We start from the raw sequence: 21384 nt of genomic DNA on the forward strand, positions 1-21384 counted from the left end.
GCGTGTTCTCCTTCGATTGCCCGTTCGGTCAGATGTAGCCTTCCCGGAGGGCATATGCCACCGCATGCGCCCGGTTCCGCAGATGCAGGCGCGTCGTGAGTCCGTGCATCACGTTCTTGACAGTTCGTTCGGAGTAGGACAGCTTGCTGGCGATCTCTCCGGTGTCGAGGCCCTCGGCGACCAGCCGCAGGACGTCCACCTCCCGTGGCGCGAGCCCCAGCGAGGGCGCGCCCGGGCGCCCCGCCGCGCCCCGGTGCAGCGTGCCGACCTGGCTGATCAGCCTGCCCAGCAGATCGGAGGGCAGGTCGCCGTCGCCGCGCGCGGCCGCGAGGACCGCCTGCACCAGCCGGTGCGTGGTGGCCTCACGGCGCCAGACGATCGCCCCGACCCCGCACTCGATGACGTCGAGCAGCTCGGTCTCGCGGATCGCGCCCACCACGAGCACCACCCGGGTGCCCTCGGTACGGGTGATCCTGCGCAGCCGGGCCAGCGCCGTGTCGTCGAGGGTGTCCTCGACGAGCAGGGCGACCGTGCCGGGCGTCGGCGAGGGTTCCTCGCGGACCTCGATCTCGGGCCGGCCCCGCAGCTGGCTCGCGGCGCCCTCCCGGGAGATCGGGTCGGGCGCGAGGACGGCGACGGGTATGCGCCGCCTGACGTTCGGCGGCGTGCCGCTGTCCATCGTCCGGGTGTCGGAAGTCCGGCCGTCGGAAGTCCGGGCGTCGGAAGTCCGGGCGTCTGCTGTCCGGGGTGTGCTGAGCAACCTGTCCCCCAATATCACGGGCCCGCGGCCGGAGGGAACCGGTGGCGGTTGGGTCCGGTCAAGCCTTCTGGGGCCCGTGGGGCGGGCGCAATCGTGGAGCACCACGAGCCGCACCACGAGAGCAACGGGAAAACAACCACAAGGTGCGAACATCACTGCAGGTCAACGGGGGTTGGATGGTCGTGCGGGAGGTTCGTCGTGAGCCTCGCCACAACGGCCGTACGACGTCGTAGGGAACCGCGTCCGTCAGATGCACCTCGTCCGACGGCCGTACCGACTGGCAGGAGACAGGGATGAGCGGACCCTTGCGGGAACGCGACGACGCGCATGCGCTGCTCGCGGCCGAGGTCGAGCGCGCCCGGGCCGGCGCGGGCCGGCTGGTCCTGCTGCGCGGGGCCACCGGCACCGGACGCTCCGCGCTCCTGGAGGCCGCGGTGACGCACGCGGCGGGGCGCGGGCTGCGCGTGCTGCGGGCCCGCTGCTCCCCCGAGGACACCGCCGTCCCCTTCTCCTGCGTCCTCCATCTCCTTGGCCCCGTACCGGAGTTCGCGGGCGAGGAGGTGGGGCCCGGCGAGGACGACCGGGGAAGCGCGGCGCGGCTGTGGCGGCTGCTGCGGTCGTACGCCGCCGAGGGCCCGGTGATGGTGGCGGTGGACGACGTCGACCTCGCCGACGACGCCTCGCGCCGCTGGCTGATGGAGGCGGCACGGCGCGTCGACCGATTAGCGCTACTGCTCGTGGCGACCGAGCGCAGCCAGTACGACATCGATCCCCGGCCGACAGGTATCACGCACGCCCTCACCCCTTCCCTGATCCGTACCCACACCCTCGCCCCGCTCTCCGACGACACGGTCGCGGAGCTGGTCCGTGCTGCCTTCCCGGAGGCCTCGCCGCGGTGGACGGCGGACTGCGCCGACGCCGCCGCGGGCAGCCCCCTGCTGCTGCACGCCCTCCTCGACGACCTCGCGGGCGCACCCGCGTCCACCCCCGTACCGCACACGTGTGCCGCCCTGTACCCCGGCTCCTACCCGGCCGCCGTGTCCTGGTGGCTGGACGGCGCCGGCGAGGCCACGGCGGAGGTGGCCCGGACCCTGGCGGCACTGGAGCAGACGGAGGGGGACACCGTCCCCCAAGCGACCGTGGTCCCCCAAGTGACCGCTGCCCCTCAGGCACCCGGCGTCCCTCAGGCGCCCGGCGTCCCTCAGGCGCCCGGCGGGCTTCGGGCGACCGGCTTCTCCCAGGTGCCCGGCGGGCTTCGGGCGACCGGCTTCTCCCAGGTGCCTGGCGGGCTTCAGGCGACCGGCGGGCTTCAGGCGACCGGCTTCTCCCAGGTGCCCGGCGGGCTTCGGGCGACCGGCGGGCTTCAGGCGACCGGCTTCTCCCAGGCGACCGGCGGGCTTCAGGCGACCGGTGGCCTTCAGGCGACCGGCGGCCTTCAGGCGCCCGGCGTCCCTCACGGGCATGCCGTCCCTCAGACGCCCGGCGTCCCTCAGCCGCCCCCCGCCCCCCAGACCCCCGCCGCCCCCCAGACCCCCGCCGCCCCCCAGGAGACCGCCCTCGGTCTCGCCGCGCTGCTCGCCGACGCCTGTGGCGCCGATCCCGCCCGGGTCTCCGGCTGGCTGACCGCGATGACCCGGCTGGGTCTGCTGCGGGAGGACCCCGCCGGGCGGCCCCGCTACGCACACCCCCTGCTGCGGGACGCCGTCCTCGCGGGCTGGCCCGCCGGGCGTCGGCAGGACGCGCACCGGGCGGTCGCCGAGGCGATGCTGCGCCGGGGCGACGGCGTGGAGACCGTGGCCCGGCAACTGCTGGGCAGCGCACGGGTCGGCGAGCCGTGGGCGCTGCGCGTGCTGCGCGACGCGGTCACGGTCTCCCTCCGCGCCGACCGCCCCGACGACGCCGTCGGCTACCTCCGCCGCGCCCTCGTGGAACCCCTGCCCGACGACCTCCGCCAGCGGCTGCTGACCGAACTGGGATCCCTGGAGTACGCCTCCGCGGACGCCCCGGTCGGCATCCCCCGCCTGGTGGAGGCACTGGACCTGCCGGCCGAACCCCGCGACCGGGTCCGTACGGCGATCGCGCTGGGCACGGCACTCGCGGGCCGAGGGGAGGTCCGTACGGCGGTGGAGGTGCTGCGCCGCACGCAGGCCCTGCTCCCCGGCCACCCCGACCTCACCCGCACCCTGCAGACCGCGTCCGCGCTGCTGTCCGACCAGGACCAGACGGTCCGCCAGGACGCCTACCGCTGGCTCGCGGAGACCGCCGAACGCTCCCCCGGGCTGGTCGGCGCCTCCGGCCAGGCCCTGCTCGTGCGGTACGCGGCGACCGCCGGGGGCGTCTCGGCGCGCGAGGCGATGCGCCGGCTGCGGACCCTGCTGGAGGAGCCCTCCGACCCGCTCGCCGAGCCCTTCCTGCTGGGTACGGCGGCGGCGGTGGCCCAGTGGGCCGACGAACTCGACGAGGCGGAACGCCTGGTGGAACGCGGTCTGGCCGCCCAGCGCCCGTTCCTCCTCCACCCCATGGAGCAGGCGCTGCTGGACACCCGCTGCGACATCGCGGCGGCCCGCGGCGCCTATGACACGGTCCTGGCCGGCCACCCGGAGGCGGCCCGCGCCCGCCGCTGCGGCGTCCCCGGCAACGCGGACGCGCACGCCCTGACCGCGCTGGTGGAGACCGGCCGTACGGCCGAGGCCCGCGCCCTCGCGGACAGCTTCGACCTGCGGGACGCCCCCGACTCCTGGGAACTCAACCGCTTCCTCTACGCGCGCGGCATCCTCCGCTTCACCGAGGGGGACATCGCGGGCGCCCTGCACGACTTCCTGGAGTGCGGCCGCCGGCAGTCCGCCCGCGCCGTCCTCAGCCCGGTCGTCACCCCGTGGCGTACGGCTGCCGCGGAGTGCCGGCTCGCCCTGGGCAACCCCCGGGAGGCGCTGGCCCTGGCGGAGGAGGAACTGCGGCTGGCCCGGGTGTGGGACACCCCGCGCACGGTGGGGCGGGCGTTGCGCGTCCTGGGCCGGGCCACCCGGGGCCGGCGCGGCCTGGAACTCGGTGAGGAGGCGGTGGCCGTCCTGCGCGGCTCCCCCGCCGAGGCCGAACTGGTCTCCTCCCTCCTCGCCCAGGGCTTCCAGCTCAACGCCTCCGGCGAACGCGCCCGGGGCCGCGACTACCTCCGCGAGGCCGCCGAACGCGCCGAACGCCTCGGCAGCACCCGCCTCCTCGCCCACGCCAACCAGGCCCTGCGCACCGCCGGTGCCCGCCGCACCACCCCGGCCCACACCGGCTCCGGCTCCCTCACGGGCAGCGAACGCCGGATCGCGGAACTGGCCGTGCAGGGCCGTACGAACATGGAGATAGCCGCACTCCTCCACGTGGCCCGCCGCACGGTGGAGACCCATCTCACCAGCGCCTACCGCAAGTTGGGCATCAGGAGGAGGGGGGAGTTGCGGGCGGCACTGGAACAGTGACCGGGAGACTTCGCGGAGAGCCAGGAAGAGCCAGGAAGAGAGAGTCAGGAAGAGAGCCAGGAGGGCACATGGACGCAACCGTGGAATGGGTGGACGTACGCGAGCGGCTGCCGCGATCCGGAACACCGGTGGCGGCCGCGACGACGGGCCGCTATCCCGACGGTGAGGAGTTCTGGATCGTCCTGCCCATGTACTTCACCACCCTCCACCTCGCCGAGGACGGCACCGAGCACCACGACTGCTTCGTCGACTCCGACCGGGTCGTCCGCCTCCCCCACGGCCGCCCCTGCGACGAGCCCGTCACCCACTGGGCGGCCCTGCCGACCCTGCCGGGCACGACGGTGCACCAGGTCCTGGGGGAGGACGTACGACCTGCCCTCCGGAACGCGGACGTCCGGGACTAGGGTGAGCCTTCTAGGAGGCGTCGGAGGTCTGATCCAGCACCACGGGGGCGCCGGCGAGGACACCGCCGTCGAGGACGAACTCGCTGCCCGTCGAGAAGGTCGCCTCGGTGACGATGAACAGGACCATGCGGGCGACCTCCTCCGGGGTGCCGAAGCGGGGGATCGGCTGGCCCGCGACGAACCTGTCGTCGAAGCCCGCCGTCATCGCCGTACGGATGGCGCCGGGGTGGACGGAACAGACGCGGACGCCGTCCGGGGCCAGTTCCAGCGCGGCCGTCTTGGTCAGTCCGCGCACGCCCCATTTGCTCGCCACGTACGCGCCGACGCCGGCGTACCCGGTCAGCCCCGCCAGGGAGGACATGTTCACGATCACGCCGCCGCCGGCCCGGCGCAGCGACGGCGCCGCCGTGCGCATACCGAGCCAGGTGCCCTGAAGGTTGACGTCGAGGACCCGGCGGAACTGGAGCAGGCTCTCCTCCTCCAGGGTGCCCCACCCGGCGATCCCCGCGTTGTTCACCAGCACCGACACCGGTCCCGCGTGCTGCTCGGCCTTGGAGACCGCCTTCTGCCAGCCCCGCTCGTCACTGACGTCGAGGTGCAGGAAGCGGGCTGGGGCGCCGAGTTCCGCCGCCAGGGCGGTCCCCTCGGAGTCGAGGATGTCGGCGATCATCACGGTGGCCCCCTCGGCCGCGAGCTGACGCACCACCGCGGCGCCGATCCCCCGCGCCCCACCGGTGACGAACGCCACCCGCCCGTCGAGACGACCCATCGTGACCTCCTGAGACGACGACCACCAGACCCAGCATCGGCGGCGGCGCGGAAGGCCCGCAGCTCCGGCTGACCCGGACGGGGCACGCACCCGCCCGGTGTGGAGCGGCCCTACCTGCCGAACGCCCAGGTCAGCCGAGCCCCCGACACCTCCACCACCCGCACGGGAATGTCCACGGTGGTCCCGTCGCCGCGCCGCCCTGTACAGGTGATCCGGGCGTGTTCGACCGCCTTGAGCCCAGTCGGACAGGTCACCCGGACCTCGGTCCCGACCCAGGGCAGCGGGTGATAGAGGCTCTCGACCCGCCCGGCGACGATGTTCGGAGCGAGGGCCTTCTGCCCGTCGACGAGGACGGTGTCGTACCGGTCGAGGGTCGTCGTGGACTCGGTGCGGGTGACGAACCGCGCGGTGAGGCCGACCAGGGCGAGGACGACGGCCGCGCCGCCCGCGAAGCCGACCAGGAACCTGCTGTCGGGCATGCCCGGACCGTACCAGCCGCTGCTCCGCGGCCGCCTCGACCATTCGGCCGATACCGTGATCGCCGCCCACGCCTACCGTGGCCTGCATGAAATCCGGTTGGCTCAAGGGGTGCGCGCGCGGCGCCGTCGTCGGCTCGCTCTTCACGGCGGCGCTCATCGACCTGGCGGCCGCGCACCAGATCGGGTACCCGCTGTGGCGTCCGGCGGCGGTACTGACGGTCGGCCTGACCGCGGTCCTCTGGCCGACGGCCCACCGCCCGACCTGGCTCACCCCACAACTGCGCACCACGGTCCCGGCCCTGCTCTCGCTTCTCTACACTGCGACCGCGTACCTCCCCCACCACAGCGCCCCCTTCGGCCCGGGCGAGCTGGCGGTTCTCCTCTCCCTGCTCTTCATCGCCGTACGACACTGCCCACCGCGCTGGTCCGTCGCGTGCGCGGTGCTGGACGCGGGCGCGTTGCTCGCCACACCGTTGCGGTACTACGGGGAGCTGCCGCAGGGCGGGGCACTGGGTTTCACCCTCGTGGGCCTGATCCTGATCGGAGTCGTCGCCGGCCTCGCCGCCTACCTCCGCTCCCTCGACTACCGCCGCACGGTCGCCGTCGCCGACACCCGCCGCGAGGAGCGGCTCGCGATCGCGGCCGACCTGCACGACTTCGTGGCCCACCACGTGACCGGCATCCTGGTCCAGACGCAGGTGGCCCGCATGATGGCGACGACTCGGCCGCAGGACCTCGACCCGGTCCTCGCGGGGATCGAACGCGCCGCGACGGAGGCCCTCGCCTCCATGCGCCGCACGGTCGGCGTTCTACGGGACACGGACGGCGAGGCGGACCGCCGACCGGTGGGTGACCTGGCCGCGATCACGGACCTGACGGAGGGCTTCGCGGGCCCGACGCAACGGATCGCCTTCGACCGGGACCTGTCGCTGCCGGACGACCTCCCTCATGAGGTGCAGGCCGCCGCCTTCCGCGTGGTCCAGGAGTCCCTGACGAACGTACGCCGCCACGCCGCCGACGCCACGACGATCACCGTCCGCCTCTCCTACGTCGACGCCCGCCTGGAGGTCACGGTTCGCGACGACGGCCTCGGCGGCACCCAGCTCCCGGCCGAGGCCCACGGCGGCGGCTTCGGCCTGGTGGGCCTGAGAGAACGGGTCACCGCGTTGGGCGGCGAACTGCGGGCGGGCCCGGTGGCGACGGGCCAGGGCTGGGAGGTCCGGGCACGGTTCCCGGCGGCCCGCTGAAGGGCCTGATCAGGAGCCTCCGCGCCGCCTACGCGCTCCTGACGCTCTCTCACTCCGACCTCCCCCGATCAGGGAGTTTGATCACCGAAGCCCCGCCTCCGCTCTCCCACGTCCGACAGCGTTGGTGCCTGCAACGGGACACCACTCGAGGCGTCCCGCACGAGCAGGAGGAGACACATGCGAGCAAAGACGGCCCTCACCGCCGGCGCACTGGCGCTCACCCTCGCAGCCGGAGCCGGCTGGGCCGCCCAGGCAGCCCCCAGCCACACCCCCGCCGCCGCCAAACCCGCACAAGCCCGCGCCATCGACGGCTACCAGATCGTGGCGCTCCCCAACGCGAACGTCCCGAACTTCCAGCGTCGCACCGTCTACTGCCCGCCCGGCAAGCACGTCATCGGCGGCGGAGCCGAAGCCCAGGGCAACGACGCGATCCTCGTCGGCAGCTTCCCCACCCCCGACGGAACCGGCTGGGTCGCCCTCGGCCGCCAGAACGCCTACAGCTCCGTCGGCATCAGCGTCTACGCCATCTGCGCCAACGTCTGACCGCACATCCCGAGCCGGAGGTCCGCACAACCCCACAGCCCGGCCCTCCGGCCACCAGCGTCTCGCCCCGGACACCCGAATGCAGGTGAATTCCCGCGCGGCGAGAGCCAGGTTGTGCGCTGAGTCTCAGCGACACGCCGCACACACGGCGTGTCGCTGAGACTCAATCACCACTTCTCAGCCGTACAGAGGAAGCCCCTCGGTGGAGATGGTCCAGTCGGCGATGGTGACGTCCTCGCCGTAGACGAAGTCCTTGCGCGTGGCGTAACGGGGGCCGTCGGGGGTGGGGTGGATATCGGTGAGGACGGCACCGGTGCCGGTGCGGGGGTCGAAGACGGCGTAGACGGGGACGCCCATCAGCGGGTAGTCGCGCATCTTGGTGACCCAGTCGTTGTCCGGGTTGGAGCGGGAGACGACCTCAACGGCGGCGATGAGGGTACGAGGGTCAAAGGACCCCTCTCCCTCCATGTCCGCCTCGGCGATCACCATGATGTCGGGGCGGCGCATGATGCCTTCTGGTTCCACCTCGACATCAGGCTCGCCCGTGTGGGCCACGATCTCCTCGGGCATGACCCTCTCCAGGCGTTTCCGGAGACGGAGTGCGGTGAGTTCATGCGGCCGCACAGGCGACATCATGTCGAGGACGATCCCTTCCTTGGTGATCTCGAACTTGCCGGGGAGGGTGCCGTCCGTGGACTCCACGAAGTCGCGCATGGCCCGGTACAGGTGCGAGGCGCCCTGCTGCGCGTTGTCCGGGGCGATGGTCATGGCGCTCGCTCCTCGTCGTCTGTGCCCAGGGGCAAGGATCGTCGCCTTCATGCTAAGCGCCCTCCGTTCGCTCGCGAACTGCGATCTCGATCTCCTTGGCCCAGATCAGGACCCAGCTCTGTACCGGGCTGAGTGATTGCCACTCGACCGCCTTGGCAAAGGCCTTGTCCTTCATGGCCTGCATCTCGTCCAGGCGGTCCGGGGCAACGACGGCAAGGGCTGCACGCAGGGCATCAGGAGTCAGCTCGGGACGGGGCAGAACGGTCTCAGGGGATGGTGGCAGAGGTAGTGCGGCAGGCACGGCAGAGTCCTGGGGTCGGGGAGCGGAAGGCGTGGTCGCAGCCGTCGCAGTTGTGGAGGGGGTGTCTGGGCTCCGGGGCGGCGGGGGCCGGGGGCCGGATCGGGGGCAGGGGCGGGAGTTGTGCGGCCAGGCGGTGGGCGAGGAGGGCTGCGGGGCGGCGTAGGGGTTCGTCGGGCAGGTCGGCGATCAGGGCGTGGCGTACGGCTGTGGGGGTGAGGTCGCGTTCCAGCCAGGCGACGACGCCGGGGGCGAGGTGTTCGGCGTCGGTGGCGGAGAGGAGGAGGCGGGGGTCGTGGTGGCGGAGGCCGGCGAGGACGTCCACGGCTGCCTGGAGGAGGGTGGCGGAGGTGTACGAGGGCTTGGGTACGGCGGGGAGGAGCTTGCGGCGGGGCGGTGGCTTGTCCTGGGCGGGGCGGCGTGCGGGCCTGCTGGAGGTGTCGGCGGGGTCGGTCCGGTGTCCGGGCTTGTTGCAGGAGACCGTGCGCGTGAAGATCCGGCCGGTGGCGGTGCGCTCGTGGGTGCGGCGCAAGTAGCCGTGGGTTTCGAGTTCGTTCAGGGCGGCGGCGATACGGGCCCTGCCCTCGATGAAGCGACTGGCGAGGGACTTGATGTCGATGAGGGCGCCGGGCGGCAGCGACTGGATGTGAACTCCGAGGCCGATCGCCAGGAGGGACAGTTCCTCGTGCTGGGCGAGGTGGTTGCCGATCACCGTGAAGCGGGTGGTGTGGCGGGCGTTGTCGTGAACCAGACCCGCGTGAGGGTGGTTTTTGCCCGTCGTGCGGGACTTGGCGGGCGCGTGCGCGCTAGGGTTTTCGGTATCCATCGGGAAGTGGGCCTTCGCTTCATCCATCGGGAAGCAGGCTTTGCTCCCTCGGTGGTCAGGCCCTCGCGATGGGATGGCAGTCCCTGCGGGGGCCGACGTATGTCTGCGGCTGTTGCGCTGAGCGTAAGCCAGGCAATGGGCCTCAAATCCAGCTGTGTTGGGCTATTTCACCCTCCCGAGTGAGTTTGATCGACGGGCGGGAGGGGTGGGGCTTGGTGGGGTTCTTTCACCCAAGTTGTTCTTTGGAAGGACCGCCCACGGCACCGGAGTGCGAGATCTCGGGTTCCGGTGCCAGAACCACTTCCGCCCAGACCGTCTTGCGGGGCGGCAGGCCCTCGTACACGCCCCAGCGGTCGGCGTAGGCGTCCACGAGGAGGAGGCCTCGGCCTGACTCTCCGTCGCCGGGTGCCTGTTGGAGGCAGGGCATGCGGTCACCGCGTGTGTCCGTGACCTCGATGCGGAGCGTGTCCGCGATGACGTAGAGGAGGAGGGAGAAGTCCCGTCCCTGGACGCGGCCGTGGGTGGCGGCGTTGGTGGCCAGCTCGGCGACGATGTGCGCCGCCGGGTCCAGGGGGAGGCCCCAGGAGCGGAGTTGTTCCGTGGCGAGGAGACGGGCGAGGCGGGCGCCCCGGGGCGTGGGGGACAGGCGTACGTCGAAGTTGTGGATGGGGGAGTCGAGTTGGGGGGATTTCTGCATCACGTCACTTAGCGTGGCCGCCTGCGCTTACGGTGAACAGTGACTACGCGGTTGCGTACAGTCACTGTCCACTCTTTGTCCGGTGGTGTCCGGGCATGTCGAGCACGGTATGAGGAGGGCTCCGCGATGACGCAGGGGGATGAGCCGGGGTGGGAGGTTGACCCCACCGACGAGTGGGGGGTCGCGGTGGTCGCCACCGTCGCGCGGCAACTGAAACTGCGTCGCGAGGCCGTCGGGATGCGGGCCGGCGACTTCGGCACGGCCGTCGGCTACGGCGAGGACATGGTGTACAAGATCGAGAGCGGCAAGCGGATTCCTCGGCCCGAGTTCCTGGACAAGGCCGACGAAGTGCTGAAGGCGGGTGGGCTGCTAGCGGCGATGAAGGAGGACGTCAAGCAGGTCAGCTACCCGAAGAAGGTCCGCGAGATCGCCGAGTTGGAGGCGAAGGCGGTCGAGATCGGGGTCTACGAGTGCAACAACATCCACGGTCTCCTGCAAACGCCGGAGCACGCACGTGAGCTGTTCGATGTCTGGCAACCGCCGTACTCGCCTCACGAGATGGACCGCATGCTTGCTGCTCGGATGGCACGCCGGTCCCTCTACGAGCGTGAGCCCGCCCCCTCACTCAGCTTCGTCCAGGAAGAGGCGACCCTCCTCCGGCAGGTAGGGGACACAATGGTGAGGCGACAGCAGTTCGAACGACTCCTGGAGGTGGGACGGTTGCGCAACGTCACCCTTCAGGTGATGCCACTGAACAGCGGCCCTCACCCCGGACTGAGCGGGAGGATCGAGCTGCTGAAGTTCGCCGACGGTTCAGCGGTCGGCCGTTCCGACGGCGCGTTCAACGGTCGAGCGATCACCGAGCCGAAGCAGCTCCGCATCCTTGAGCTGCGCTATGGCACGATCCGAGCTCTGGCTCTCCCACCGAGGGAGTCGCTGGCCCTCATCGAGAAACTGCTGGGAGAAACATGACCCGCAATACCGCTGACCTGGTGTGGTTCAAGAGCAGCTACAGCAGCGGCCCTGACGGGGACTCCTGCGTCGAAGTCGCCGTAGCCCCCACCACCATCCACATCCGTGACTCCAAGAACCCCGAAGGCGGCCCCACCTTCCACGTCGCCGCCACCGTCTGGGCGGAGTTCGTGGCATACGCCGGCCGCTGACGGCACAGGGCGGCTCAGAGGAGGGGAGCGACGACGTCCGCGGCCTTGGTGTGCCAGTTGCTGACCATCGGCGCCTCGACGGAGACCGTTCCGACGTTCAGGGTCAGCGGGTTGTCGTCGTCGTCGGAGACCGAGACGATGAGGCCCTGGTACTGCGGGGCGTCGTTCGTGTTGGTGGGCTGCGTGACCACACCGGCGTAGGCGGTGGTGCTGCCGCTCAGGGTGATCATCTTATCGGCGTACCGCTCGGCGGCCGAGGCTTCCGTGCCGTCGGAGCCGAAGGCCACGACCGGGTGGGACTGGGGCAGGGTGCAGGTGATGCCGGACTTCGCCTTGACCTTGATCAGGTAGTAGCCGCCGCCCTGGGTCTCCTCGCTGTAGCTCCAGTTGAGGTCGTTGGAACCGCAGGACTGGCCGACGCCGGTCTTGTCCCAGCCCGTGTCGCTGCTGTCCGAGTCCGAGGAGCCGGAACCGGAAGCGGAGCCGGAACCGCCCGAGGTGCTCGAACCGCTGCTGCCGCTGCCGCTCGTGCTGCCCTTGCCGCCGGTGGACGCCGTCGGGGTCGACTGGCCGGAGCCACCCGTGGTGCTCGCGCTGGTGGACGTCCCGGACGGGGCCTCGTCCGACGCCGACGCCGTGATGTTCCCCTTGCACGCGGTCATCAGCAGGCTCGCGCCGAAGACGGCGGTGATGGCGATGGCGTTGCGCAGACGACGGTTCATGATGGGTTTCCTTCCAGGTCAACGGACGTGGAGCACTGGGTAGTTGTGCTCGTTTACCGCGTTCTTACGATCATCATGATGATCGCTTGGGTCCCGTCGGTTCGTCGTGTCTCGCATCCAAGACTCCGCTGTCACGCGCCTGTGACACGGTGTCAGCGAGCTGTGAGACGGAGGGGGGTGATGTGTGGGCTGGGTGGGGGAACGGTGAAGGGGGCGCACACACTACGTCCGGATTCGACCTGGTCGATGGCCGAAAGATAGCCTTCCCGCCGTCAACTTCGCGTTGACCACGGCATGTTCATCGACAACGGGGGCTTCTCAAGCATGTCCGCACCATCGCCGTACCAGAACCAGCCGCACCAGCCGCACCAGCCGCAGTATGGTCAGCAGCCGCAGTACGTTCAGCCGCAGCCGCCCCAAGGGCCCCGGCCGGGCGGGATGCTGCGGATGGTGAAGTCCGCCGTCATCGTCATCGCGATCTTCGGCGGTCTTGCCTACTACGTCTACGACTACAACACCGATCCCAACGGCGGTAAGGCGAAGGCAGAGGCCTCGGCGTCCGCTCAGGCATCCGAGGACGCCACGCACACCCCGAGCATCGGTGACTGCGTCAAGGTCAAGGACCCCAAGGGCGAGCCCGTGCCGACGATCGTCGACTGCGGCTCCTCCGAGGCCGAGTACAAGACCGAGGACGTGCTGATGGGCGAGGGCGAGGAGTGCGGGTCGGAGTACGACTACGGCATCCTCGTCAGCAACAGCCGCAGCATGGACTACACCTACTGCTTCACCAAGGTCTGATCCACCGCCACCCGGTCGCCGGTCCACTGCTACGGTCCCCGCCCATGAACGACACCGTCTACGTCGGCAACGCGGGCAGGGACGCGGCACTGGACCGGGGCTGGCTCCTCGGCCACTTCAAGGACGCCTCCGATCCCCGGCACAGTGAGGACGTCGAGATCAAGTGGGGCGTCCATCCGAAGGGCGACGAGCGGGCCCAGTGGGTGACCGGGGAGGCGCGTACGGCCCTGTTGGTGCTGATCAGCGGGCGCTTCCGGGTCGAGCTTCCCGGGCGCAGTGTCCTCCTGGCCGAGCAGGGCGACTACGTCGTCTGGGGCCGGGGCGTCGACCACTCCTGGTACGCCGAGGAGGAGTCCGTCGTGCTGACCGTCCGGTGGCCGTCCGTCGCCGGGTACGCCGTATAGCCGTATAGCCGTATGGAGGGAGCGGGCGGAGCGGGGTGGATCAGCCGTCGCCCGCCTCCCGCGCCGCGCGCTCCAGCCGCTCCCGGTGGGTCTCCCACCCCGCCTTGTCCACCGGTGGCATGTTGTCGTGGCCCTGAAGGAGTCCGACGCTTCCGTCGATCAGCTCGCGCACGATGTCGGCGTGCCCGACGTGCCGTTGGGTGTCGGAGAGCACGTGCACCAGGACGCGGTGCAGAGTCACCTCCCGCCGCTCCTCCGGCCACCACGGGACGTGACCGGTCGACTCCAGGCTCAGTGCCGCGATCGTGGCGTCGGAGTGCTCCCACGCCCGGCGGTACAGCCCGACGATCTCCTCGCGTGACTCGTCCGCGGTGGCCCACATGTCCGCGTTGGGTTCCGCGTCCTCCCTGTACCACGAGGGCGGCGGTCCCTCGGTGAAGAACGGCCGCCCGAACGTGTCGCCGAAGTACCCCAGCTCCACCCCGGTGACGTGTTTGACCAGCCCCAACAGGTTCGTTCCGGTGGGGGTGAGCGGGCGTCGGACGTCGTACTCGGAGAGCCCTTCGAGTTTCCACAGCAGGGTGTCCCGCGCGTCTTGCAGGTAGGCCTGAAGGTTCGCTTTCGGGTTCGGTTCGGTCATGGCAGGCAGTCTTCCACCGGCCACTGACACCCGGGCCCCGGAAAGTCCCGCCAAGAACCCCTGTTGCACCTGTGCCCCTCCCGGACACGTAAGGGCAGACGCGACGGAAGGAAGTCATGCCCATCGAGAACGAGGACCGGTTCACAGAGGTGTACCGGGCCCACTACGAGGACGTGCTGAGGTTCGTGCGGCGACGCGCGCATCCGATGAACGTCGACGACATCGTCGGAGAGACGTTTCTGACGGCGTGGCGCCGTCGGCGGGAGGTGCCCGAGGATCCGCGGCCCTGGCTGTTCGGCACGGCCCGGAAGCTGATGCTGAACGCCGGGCGGGGAATGCGGCGGCGGTCCGCGCTCGCGGTGCGGGTGCGGCAGGGCGGGTACGGCACCGGGCCCGGCGGTGCGCGGGTTCCGCTGGTCGATCCGACCGCGTACGCCGACAGCAGGCTGGACCTCGCCGCGGCCTGGCAGTCGCTTGCCGACGCCGACCAGGAGGTCCTCGCGCTGCACGTCTGGGAGCAGCTCTCCGCCAAGGACGCCGCGAAGGTCCTCGGCTGCACCCGCGCCGCCTACGCCATGCGTCTGACCCGGGCCAGACGCCGGCTGGCCGCACTGCTCGACGCCCCGGCCGCTTCCTCGCCGGCCCTCGCCCCGACCCACTGACAGGAGCCCCGCCATGAAGGCCATGAACAGCACGAACGCCATGGACAGCGACGACCTGCTCGCCCGCCTCGCCGCACTCGACGCCGCCCCGCGCACCGAGCCCACCGCCGCCGAGATCGACCGGGAGGAGACCCTGCTGCGGACGGTCCTCGCCGACACCGGGCGGCCCACCGGGGGTGCCGCGACCTTCCTGCGGCGCCCCGTCGTACGCCGGGCCGGTTTCACGCTGGCCGGGGCGCTCGCCGCCGGTGCGGCTCTCGTCGCCGTGACGGGCGGGCTGGCGGGCCTCGGCGGCAGCGGGCCGCTCTCCTCGGCGGAGCTGGCCAGCTGGACGGGTACGCCCCAGGGGCTGGAGACCGCCGACGAGAAGGGGGCCGAGGCCGCCGAGCACTGCCTGGAGCTGACGGAGGGCATGGGCAGCGGCACGCCGGAGGTCGCCAACGCCGACGTCCGGGGCAGCGTCGCCTCCATGGTCGTCAGCCGCGGTGCGGACGCGGCGTACTGCCTGGCCGGGGCGGACGGCTCGGGGATCGCGATGGGTGTCTCCCCGGTGGCCGCGCTGCCCGCCGACGGGATCGGCCTGGACACCTACGGAGCCCGGGGGAGCGGTGACGAGGAGTTCAACTATGTGGTCGGGGCGGCGGGTTCCGATGTGAAGGAGGTCGTCGTACGGGACCACGGGAAGACCGCCCGCGCCACGCTCCAGGACGGCCGCTGGACCGCCTGGTGGCCCGACGGGCGGCCGGACGGCCTGCTCACCGGCACGTTCACGGTCACCCTCACCGACGGCACGAGCCGCACGGTCGAGGCGGAGTCGGTGCCGACCGGGGGCTGAGACGTCGGGAGCTCAGGCTCAGATGTCCATCTATGTGAACAGAAATCATGTACAGGTCCATTGACGAGTTCACGCCACGCTTCTAGCTTTCCATGGAAAGCGCTTTCTCCATCCGCTCCCGCACCCGCCCGTTCTGGACATGGAGATCAACGATGCGTCACATGAGACCTGTACTGCGCTCCACCCTGGCCTGCACCGGCCTGCTGGCGGGCGCGCTCGTCGCGCTCGCCGGCGCCACCCCCGCCCAGGCCGCGACCGTCCGCTACGAGGCCGAGACCTCGCCGGCGGTCTGCACCGGCACCATCGACTCCGACTGGACCGGCTACTCCGGCAGCGGATTCTGCAACGGCACCAACGCCACCGGCGCGTACGCCCAGTTCACCGTGAACGCGGCCACCGCCGGCACGGCCACCCTGAACGTCCGTTTCGCCAACGGCACCACCACCGCCCGCCCCGCCTCCCTCGTCGTCAACGGTACGACCGTGCAGACGCCGTCCTTCGAGGCCACCGGCGCCTGGTCGACCTGGGTCACCAAGACGCTCACCGTGTCGCTCGACGCCGGCAGCAACACGATCCGTCTCGACCCCACGACCTCGGGCGGGCTGCCCAACGTCGACTACCTCGAGGCGACGACGGCCGACGGCACCACACCCCCGACGACCGGCGCGATCTACGTCTCGCCCAGCGGCACCGACAGCGCGGCCGGCACCTCCTCCGCGCCGACCACCCTCACCTCGGCGATCAGCCGGGTCACCGCGGGCGGCACGATCTACCTGCGCGGAGGGACGTACAACTACTCGTCGACAGTGACGATTCCGCAGACCAGCAGCGGCACCGCGAGCGCCCGTACCACCCTGTCCGCCTATCCCGGCGAGACCCCGGTCCTCAACTTCTCGGCGCAGAGCGAGAGTTCCTCCAACCGGGGGCTCCAGCTCTTCGGCTCGTACTGGCGCGTCTACGGCGTGGTCGTCGAACGTGCCGGTGACAACGGCATCTACGTCGGCGGCAGCCACAACGTCATCGAGCGCACCGTCACCCGCTACAACCGTGACACCGGGCTCCAGCTCGGCCGGATCTCCTCCTCCACGGCCACCGCCGACTGGCCCTCCGACAACCTGGTCCTGAGCGCCGAGTCGCACGACAACGCCGACTCCGACGGCGAGGACGCGGACGGCTTCGCCGCGAAGCTGACGACCGGCACCGGAAACGTCTTCCGGTACGCCGTCGCGCACAACAACATCGACGACGGCTGGGACCTGTACACGAAGACGGACACGGGTGCGATCGGCCCGGTCACCATCGAGGACTCCCTCTCCTACAACAACGGCACCCTCTCCGACGGGACCGTGAACTCCAACGGCGACCGCAACGGCTACAAGCTCGGCGGCGACGACATCGCCGTCAACCACGTCGTGCGGCGCAGCATCGCCTACCACAACGGCAAGCACGGGTTCACGTACAACAGCAACCCGGGCTCCATGGCCGTGTCGAACAACCTCAGCATCGACAACGCCCAGCGCAACTACTCCTGGGACGCGGGTACTTCGGTCTTCCGCTCCAACACCTCCTGCCGCTACAGCGTCAGCGGCTCCAACGACAAGACCATCGGCGACGCCGACAGCACGAACCAGTTCTGGACCGGCACGAACGGCTCCCGCTGCGCCTCCTCCTACAGCGGCGCCCTCGCCTGGTCCTTCGCCTCGGACGGCAAGCTGATCGTGACCCTGGGAGGCAGCCAGGTCACCTTGTAACAGGCGCTCGGGGCTGCGGTGTGGTAGGTTATAGGTCAATCACTAATAGAGGAGTGAAGATGACTGGCAAGGAAGACGACACCACCCGCCGCACCCCTGCCCAGCACGCCGTGGCCGAGCACCTGCGCCTCACCGCCGCCGGGCTCGTCGACGAGTGGGTGAAGCTGTTCGCCCCGGACGGGGTGATCGAGTTCCCGTATGCGCCGGCCGGCGTGCCCCGGCAGGTCAAGGGGCATGACGCACTGCTCGCGCACATGAGCAACTTCCCCGAGACCTTCGACGTCGAGTTCATCGACCTCGTGTTCCACGAGACGGTCGATCCGAATCTGGCGATCGCCGAATTCCGCTCGACGGGCACGGCGCTGCCAACCGGCAAGCCGTACGAGCAGGAGTGCATCTCCGTCGTCCGGACCGATGAGAACGGACTCATCACCCACTACCTGGACTACTGGAACCCGCTGCTGGCGATCGAGGCGCTCACACCCGACGACGTGCCGTCCGACCCCGACGACCTCAGCGTGACTTTTGGCAGCTGAAAGGAGCCGTGGTTGACTGACGCCCATGCCCGCCCCCGGCACCAGCACGAAGAGCGACGAACGACGTCGGACCATCATGGCCGCCGCGGTCCATTGCTTCGCGCAAAAGGGTTTCTACGGTACGACGACGCACGAGATCGCAGAGCGGGTCGGCATCTCCCAGCCGTATCTCTATCGCCTGTACCCGAACAAGGAAGCCCTGTTCGTCGCGGCGGTCGACCACGTGTCCGTCGTCATGACCGAAACGCTGCTCGCTCACTCGCCGGCGCCGGGCGGGGCCGGGCCGGTGCCCGAGGCGGCAACGGACGGGGCAACGGCTGGGGCGGCGGACGCGGCGTTGGACGCGGCGCGCGGCGCCTACGCCGCGCTCGTCGTGGACCGGGACATCCTGCGTTTCCTCATGCACGCCAACTGTGCCGCAGGTGAGCCGCTGGTGGCGGAGGCCGTGCGCCGCTGCTACGCCAAGCAGGTCGACACCGTTCGGCGGCTGCTGGGCGACGACGAGATCGTGCGGCGCTGGTTCGGCGCCGGAATGCTCGACAACGTCGTCGCCGTGCTGGGTCTGGCCGGCATCGATGAGCCGTGGGCGCACGTCCTCACCGGTCGGTGACGGAGGCGGCCCGGGGTGTCTCCGGCGGGTAGAACTGGGCGTACCAGCGGCGCAGTTGGCGTATGCCCTGTTCGTGGGGGAGGAGGACCGGGCGGGGCTGGTGGATCTTGTGGTCCCAGATGTGGACCTCCTCGCGGACCTCGCCGAGGGCCTCCGCGCGGAAGACGAGTTTGAGGGCGGGGGTCAGGAACGGGGCGCGGGACGGTTTGCGCAGGTAGTAGAGCATGCGCAGCTCGCTGGTGCGCTCGTCGACGGGCGTGCTGAGGGCGACGGCGGTCACGGAGAGGACCGGGCCGTGGGTGCGGACGACCATCACGCCGGGGCCGTACATGAACGCGTCGAAGGTGTTGTCGATGTCCCAGCCGAGCACGCGCCGCCGGATCCGGCCGCGCACCTCGGCGAACGGGCCGTCCACCCGCCAGTCCTGGACCGGGGGTTCGGCCTGGCCGTGGATGAAGTGGAAGTGGGACTCGTCGACGATGTTCTCACGCATCTCCTGGATGTGGACGCGGGCCCGGCAGGTGTCGTCGACGGGGGCGGCGAACTCGCGGGAGATGGTCTCCGGGATCTCGGGCACCTCCCAGGACGGGGCGTCGGGGCCGGCGTACACGAAGACGAGCCCGCTGTGCTCGCGCACCGGGAGGCCGCCGAGGGAGACCTTGGGGGTGCGGACGGCGAACGGGGCCTCGACGCAGCGGCCGTCGGTCCCGAACCGCCAGCCGTGGAAGGGGCACTCCACCGTGCCGTCGACGACCTTCCCGCCGGCGCCGAGGTGTGCGCCGTAGTGGGGGCAGTGGGCGTCCCGTACGCCCGCCTGCCCGTCGGTCCCCCGGAAGGCGATCAGCGCCCGTCCGAAGTAGTGCAGGCTGACGACCTTGCCGGGGCGGAGCTGGGCGGAGCGGAGCACGGCGTACCAGCCGTGGGGCACGGTCGGCATCGGGTACGCGTCGGCCCGGGGATCGCGGGGGAGGGCGGCGAGGAGTGCGGCGGCCTTGTCATGACTCCGTCGTAGGCGCATGGGGGTGATGCTAGATCAGGGTCCCGGGGCCCCTGTTACGGTGATCCGATGTCATCGGTCAAGCAGTTCCAGGTCACCTTCGACTGCGCGGAACCCGAGCGCGTCGCTCGTTTCTGGTGCGAGGTGTTGGGGTACGTCGTACCGCCGCCCCCGGCGGGCTTCGCCACCTGGGACGACTACGGTCGCTCGCTGCCGCCCGAGAACCAGGGTGCGTGGTTCGCCTGCGCCGATCCCTCGGGCGTCGGTCCGCGCCTGTTCTTCCAGCGCGTTCCCGAGGGGAAGGTCGTCAAGAACCGGGTGCACCTCTGCGTGCGGGTCGGCACCGGGCTCGTGGGTGCGGAGCGCCTGGCCACGCTGCAGGCCGAACGCGCACGACTGGTCGAGCTCGGCGCGGTGTGCGAGCGGGTCCTCCTCGCCGATGAGGAAAACGAGTCGTGCATCGTGATGCGGGACATCGAGGGCAACGAGTTCTGCCTCGACTGAGATCACACGGTGTGCCTGGTGTGCCCTCAGAGGAACCTGCGCAGGAGGCGGTCCTTCGTGCGGGTGTACGGCGGGTAGACCGCCCTGAGGGGGTCCAGCAAGAGGGGCTTGTCCAGGACGGCCTTGGTGTGGCTGAACGTGTCGATCGAGTGCGCCCCGTGGTAGCTGCCGAGGCCGCTCTCGCCGACGCCGCCGAAGGGCAGGCCGGGCACGCTGAGATGGGCGTTCGGGACGCCGAAGGCGAGGGCGCCGGAGGAGGTCTCCGTGGCGAGCCGGCGCTTGGTCCGGCCCGAGGCGGTGAAGCCGTACAGGGCGAGGGGCTTGTCCCGGGCGGTGATGAACGCGATCGCCGCGTCCAGGTCGGGGACGCGGACGATCGGCAGGATCGGGCCGAAGATCTCCTCGCGCATCACGGGCGCGTCCGGGGCGACGTCCGCGAGGACGGTGGGGGCGAGATAGCGGGTCGTACGGTCGTGTTCGCCGCCGGTGACCAGGCGGGCGCCGCCGAGCCCGTTCCCGCCGCCTCCCTCACGGTCTTCGAGCAGGGCCAGCAGGCGGTCGAAGTGGCGGTCGTTGACGACCTGGCCGTAGTCGGCGCTCGCCGCCGGATCGGTGCCGTACATCTCGCGGATCGCGGTGGTGAGGTGCCGTTCCAGGGCGGGGGCCGTGTCGCCGATCGCGAGGACGTAGTCGGGGGCGGTGCAGGACTGGCCCGCGTTCATGAACTTGCCCCAGGCGATACGGCGGGCGGCGGCCCTGAGGTCGGCGCCCGGCTCGACCACGGCGGGGGACTTGCCGCCGAGTTCCAGGGTGACCGGGGTGAGCCGACGGGCCGCGGCGGCCATCACGACGCGGCCCACGGTGCCGTTGCCGGTGTAGAAGATGTGGTCGAACGGCTGCTCCAGCAGCGCCGTCGTCTCCGGTACCGCGCCCTCGACGACCGCCACGGCCTCGGGGTCGAGGGCCCGGGGCAGCCGGTCGGCGAGCAGGGCCGAGGTCGCGGGAGCGAGTTCGCTGGGCTTGATCACCGCGCAGTTGCCCGCGGCGAGGGCGCCGACCAGGGGCGCGAGCGCCAGCATCAAGGGGTAGTTCCAGGGACTGATGATCAGGACCGTGCCCAGCGGTTCCCGTACGGTCCGGGCGCGTGCCGGGGCGAGCGAGAGGGGGACGGGGACGCGGCGGGGGCGCAGCCAGCGGTCCAGGTGGCGCAGGGTGTGGTCGATCTCGTTGACGACGAAACCCGTCTCGGTGAGGTGGGCCTCGGTGCCGCTCTTGCCGAGGTCGGCGTGGAGGGCGGCGGCGAACTCCTCCTGATGCTCGATCAAGAGGGTGCGCAGCGCGCGTAGTTGGTCCTTGCGCCAGGCGGCGGGGCGGGTACGGCCGGTGAGGAAGGCGGCGCGCAGGCGGGAGACGGTCTCGTCCGGGGCGGGGGTGAGGGTGGGCGCGGGGGCGGGGGCCTGGGGCTGGGGGCGGTGGATCGGGGGCGTCGGCATGCGGCCACCCTATA

24 protein-coding genes and 1 pseudogene are annotated in these 21384 nt (G+C 71.0%); 14 read left to right on the forward strand and 11 right to left on the reverse strand.

Annotation, left to right across the window (positions count from 1 at the left end; genetic code table 11):
- Positions 1–28: 28 nt before the first annotated feature.
- Positions 29–679, reverse strand: a complete 651-nt coding sequence (locus ACLZN2_RS44425; RefSeq protein ID WP_416985515.1) for a helix-turn-helix transcriptional regulator — start codon at positions 677–679, stop codon at positions 29–31.
- A gap of 374 nt (positions 680–1053) precedes the next feature.
- Between ACLZN2_RS44425 and ACLZN2_RS44430 the strand changes: the two genes are divergently transcribed.
- Positions 1054–4224, forward strand: a complete 3171-nt coding sequence (locus ACLZN2_RS44430) for an AAA family ATPase (protein ID WP_416985516.1) — start codon at positions 1054–1056, stop codon at positions 4222–4224.
- A gap of 68 nt (positions 4225–4292) precedes the next feature.
- Positions 4293–4628, forward strand: a complete 336-nt coding sequence (locus tag ACLZN2_RS44435; protein ID WP_416985517.1) for an AQJ64_40280 family protein — start codon at positions 4293–4295, stop codon at positions 4626–4628.
- A 10-nt stretch (positions 4629–4638) separates the two neighbouring features.
- On the opposite strand, the gene ACLZN2_RS44440 is transcribed toward ACLZN2_RS44435, so the two are convergent.
- The gene (locus ACLZN2_RS44440) at positions 4639–5397 is read right to left on the reverse strand and encodes an SDR family NAD(P)-dependent oxidoreductase (RefSeq protein WP_416985518.1); all 759 of its coding nucleotides are present in this window, start codon (positions 5395–5397) and stop codon (positions 4639–4641) included.
- A gap of 110 nt (positions 5398–5507) precedes the next feature.
- A complete protein-coding gene (locus ACLZN2_RS44445) occupies positions 5508–5876 on the reverse strand; it encodes a hypothetical protein (RefSeq protein WP_416985520.1) in 369 nt (122 codons plus the stop codon).
- An 86-nt stretch (positions 5877–5962) separates the two neighbouring features.
- On the opposite strand from ACLZN2_RS44445, the gene ACLZN2_RS44450 reads away from it, so the two are divergent.
- On the forward strand, positions 5963–7123 hold the full coding sequence (locus ACLZN2_RS44450) for a sensor histidine kinase (protein WP_416985522.1): 1161 nt from the start codon (positions 5963–5965) through the stop codon (positions 7121–7123).
- A 177-nt stretch (positions 7124–7300) separates the two neighbouring features.
- Complete coding sequence (locus ACLZN2_RS44455) at positions 7301–7666, forward strand: hypothetical protein (RefSeq protein WP_416985524.1); 366 nt, start codon at positions 7301–7303, stop codon at positions 7664–7666.
- Positions 7667–7843: 177 nt separating this feature from the next.
- On the opposite strand, the gene ACLZN2_RS44460 is transcribed toward ACLZN2_RS44455, so the two are convergent.
- The 4 genes and pseudogenes from ACLZN2_RS44460 to ACLZN2_RS44475 all read right to left on the reverse strand — a co-directional run bounded on the left by ACLZN2_RS44460 (position 7844) and on the right by ACLZN2_RS44475 (position 10255).
- Positions 7844–8434 carry a Uma2 family endonuclease gene (locus ACLZN2_RS44460; protein ID WP_416985526.1) on the reverse strand — a complete coding sequence of 197 codons (591 nt, stop codon included), beginning with the start codon at positions 8432–8434 and terminating at the stop codon, positions 7844–7846.
- 73 nt (positions 8435–8507) lie between these two features.
- A pseudogene (locus ACLZN2_RS44465) lies at positions 8508–8717 on the reverse strand (hypothetical protein); the annotation flags it as partial.
- Positions 8701–9558, reverse strand: a complete 858-nt coding sequence (locus ACLZN2_RS44470) for a helix-turn-helix domain-containing protein (RefSeq protein WP_416985528.1) — start codon at positions 9556–9558, stop codon at positions 8701–8703. The gene ACLZN2_RS44470 and the pseudogene ACLZN2_RS44465, both read right to left, overlap by 17 nt.
- A 226-nt stretch (positions 9559–9784) precedes the next feature.
- A complete protein-coding gene (locus ACLZN2_RS44475) occupies positions 9785–10255 on the reverse strand; it encodes an ATP-binding protein (RefSeq protein WP_416985566.1) in 471 nt (156 codons plus the stop codon).
- Between the two features lie 126 nt (positions 10256–10381).
- On the opposite strand from ACLZN2_RS44475, the gene ACLZN2_RS44480 reads away from it, so the two are divergent.
- Positions 10382–11227, forward strand: coding sequence for a helix-turn-helix domain-containing protein (locus ACLZN2_RS44480; RefSeq protein ID WP_416985529.1), 846 nt, complete (start codon positions 10382–10384; stop codon positions 11225–11227).
- Positions 11224–11418 carry a DUF397 domain-containing protein gene (locus ACLZN2_RS44485; protein ID WP_416985531.1) on the forward strand — a complete coding sequence of 65 codons (195 nt, stop codon included), beginning with the start codon at positions 11224–11226 and terminating at the stop codon, positions 11416–11418. The genes ACLZN2_RS44480 and ACLZN2_RS44485 overlap by 4 nt, the downstream gene beginning before the upstream one ends.
- Positions 11419–11432: 14 nt before the next feature.
- Here ACLZN2_RS44485 and ACLZN2_RS44490 read toward each other — a convergent pair whose 3' ends face one another.
- Positions 11433–12140 carry a DUF4232 domain-containing protein gene (locus ACLZN2_RS44490; protein ID WP_416985533.1) on the reverse strand — a complete coding sequence of 236 codons (708 nt, stop codon included), beginning with the start codon at positions 12138–12140 and terminating at the stop codon, positions 11433–11435.
- 324 nt (positions 12141–12464) lie between these two features.
- On the opposite strand from ACLZN2_RS44490, the gene ACLZN2_RS44495 reads away from it, so the two are divergent.
- Complete coding sequence (locus ACLZN2_RS44495; protein ID WP_416985535.1) at positions 12465–12938, forward strand: LppU/SCO3897 family protein; 474 nt, start codon at positions 12465–12467, stop codon at positions 12936–12938.
- 44 nt (positions 12939–12982) lie between these two features.
- Positions 12983–13342 (forward strand): signal peptidase I, encoded by a 360-nt coding sequence (locus ACLZN2_RS44500; RefSeq protein WP_416985537.1) that lies wholly within the window; start codon positions 12983–12985, stop codon positions 13340–13342.
- 40 nt (positions 13343–13382) lie between these two features.
- On the opposite strand, the gene ACLZN2_RS44505 is transcribed toward ACLZN2_RS44500, so the two are convergent.
- On the reverse strand, positions 13383–13982 hold the full coding sequence (locus tag ACLZN2_RS44505; protein ID WP_416985539.1) for a DinB family protein: 600 nt from the start codon (positions 13980–13982) through the stop codon (positions 13383–13385).
- A 116-nt stretch (positions 13983–14098) separates the two neighbouring features.
- Between ACLZN2_RS44505 and ACLZN2_RS44510 the strand changes: the two genes are divergently transcribed.
- The 5 genes from ACLZN2_RS44510 (at position 14099) to ACLZN2_RS44530 (ending at position 18376) form a co-directional block, all read left to right on the forward strand.
- Entirely contained in the window at positions 14099–14644 is a 546-nt protein-coding gene (locus ACLZN2_RS44510) for an RNA polymerase sigma factor (protein ID WP_416985541.1), read from the forward strand.
- Positions 14645–14657: 13 nt separating this feature from the next.
- A complete protein-coding gene (locus tag ACLZN2_RS44515; RefSeq protein ID WP_416985542.1) occupies positions 14658–15479 on the forward strand; it encodes a hypothetical protein in 822 nt (273 codons plus the stop codon).
- Positions 15480–15640: 161 nt separating this feature from the next.
- A complete protein-coding gene (locus ACLZN2_RS44520; RefSeq protein WP_416985543.1) occupies positions 15641–17230 on the forward strand; it encodes a carbohydrate-binding protein in 1590 nt (529 codons plus the stop codon).
- A gap of 59 nt (positions 17231–17289) precedes the next feature.
- Positions 17290–17766: a nuclear transport factor 2 family protein gene (locus ACLZN2_RS44525; protein ID WP_416985544.1), complete on the forward strand. Its 477-nt coding sequence runs from the start codon at positions 17290–17292 to the stop codon at positions 17764–17766.
- A 25-nt stretch (positions 17767–17791) separates the two neighbouring features.
- A complete protein-coding gene (locus ACLZN2_RS44530; protein ID WP_416985545.1) occupies positions 17792–18376 on the forward strand; it encodes a TetR/AcrR family transcriptional regulator in 585 nt (194 codons plus the stop codon).
- Here the strand turns inward: ACLZN2_RS44530 and ACLZN2_RS44535 are convergent.
- Positions 18363–19394, reverse strand: a complete 1032-nt coding sequence (locus ACLZN2_RS44535; RefSeq protein ID WP_416985546.1) for a Rieske 2Fe-2S domain-containing protein — start codon at positions 19392–19394, stop codon at positions 18363–18365. The genes ACLZN2_RS44530 and ACLZN2_RS44535 overlap by 14 nt on opposite strands.
- 48 nt (positions 19395–19442) lie before the next feature.
- On the opposite strand from ACLZN2_RS44535, the gene ACLZN2_RS44540 reads away from it, so the two are divergent.
- The gene (locus tag ACLZN2_RS44540) at positions 19443–19877 is read left to right on the forward strand and encodes a VOC family protein (protein ID WP_416985548.1); all 435 of its coding nucleotides are present in this window, start codon (positions 19443–19445) and stop codon (positions 19875–19877) included.
- Positions 19878–19903: 26 nt separating this feature from the next.
- Here ACLZN2_RS44540 and ACLZN2_RS44545 read toward each other — a convergent pair whose 3' ends face one another.
- Positions 19904–21370 (reverse strand): aldehyde dehydrogenase family protein, encoded by a 1467-nt coding sequence (locus ACLZN2_RS44545; RefSeq protein WP_416985550.1) that lies wholly within the window; start codon positions 21368–21370, stop codon positions 19904–19906.
- Positions 21371–21384 lie beyond the last annotated feature (14 nt).

Source organism: Streptomyces sp. T028 (assembly GCF_048159505.1).
Lineage (GTDB): Bacteria > Actinomycetota > Actinomycetes > Streptomycetales > Streptomycetaceae > Streptomyces.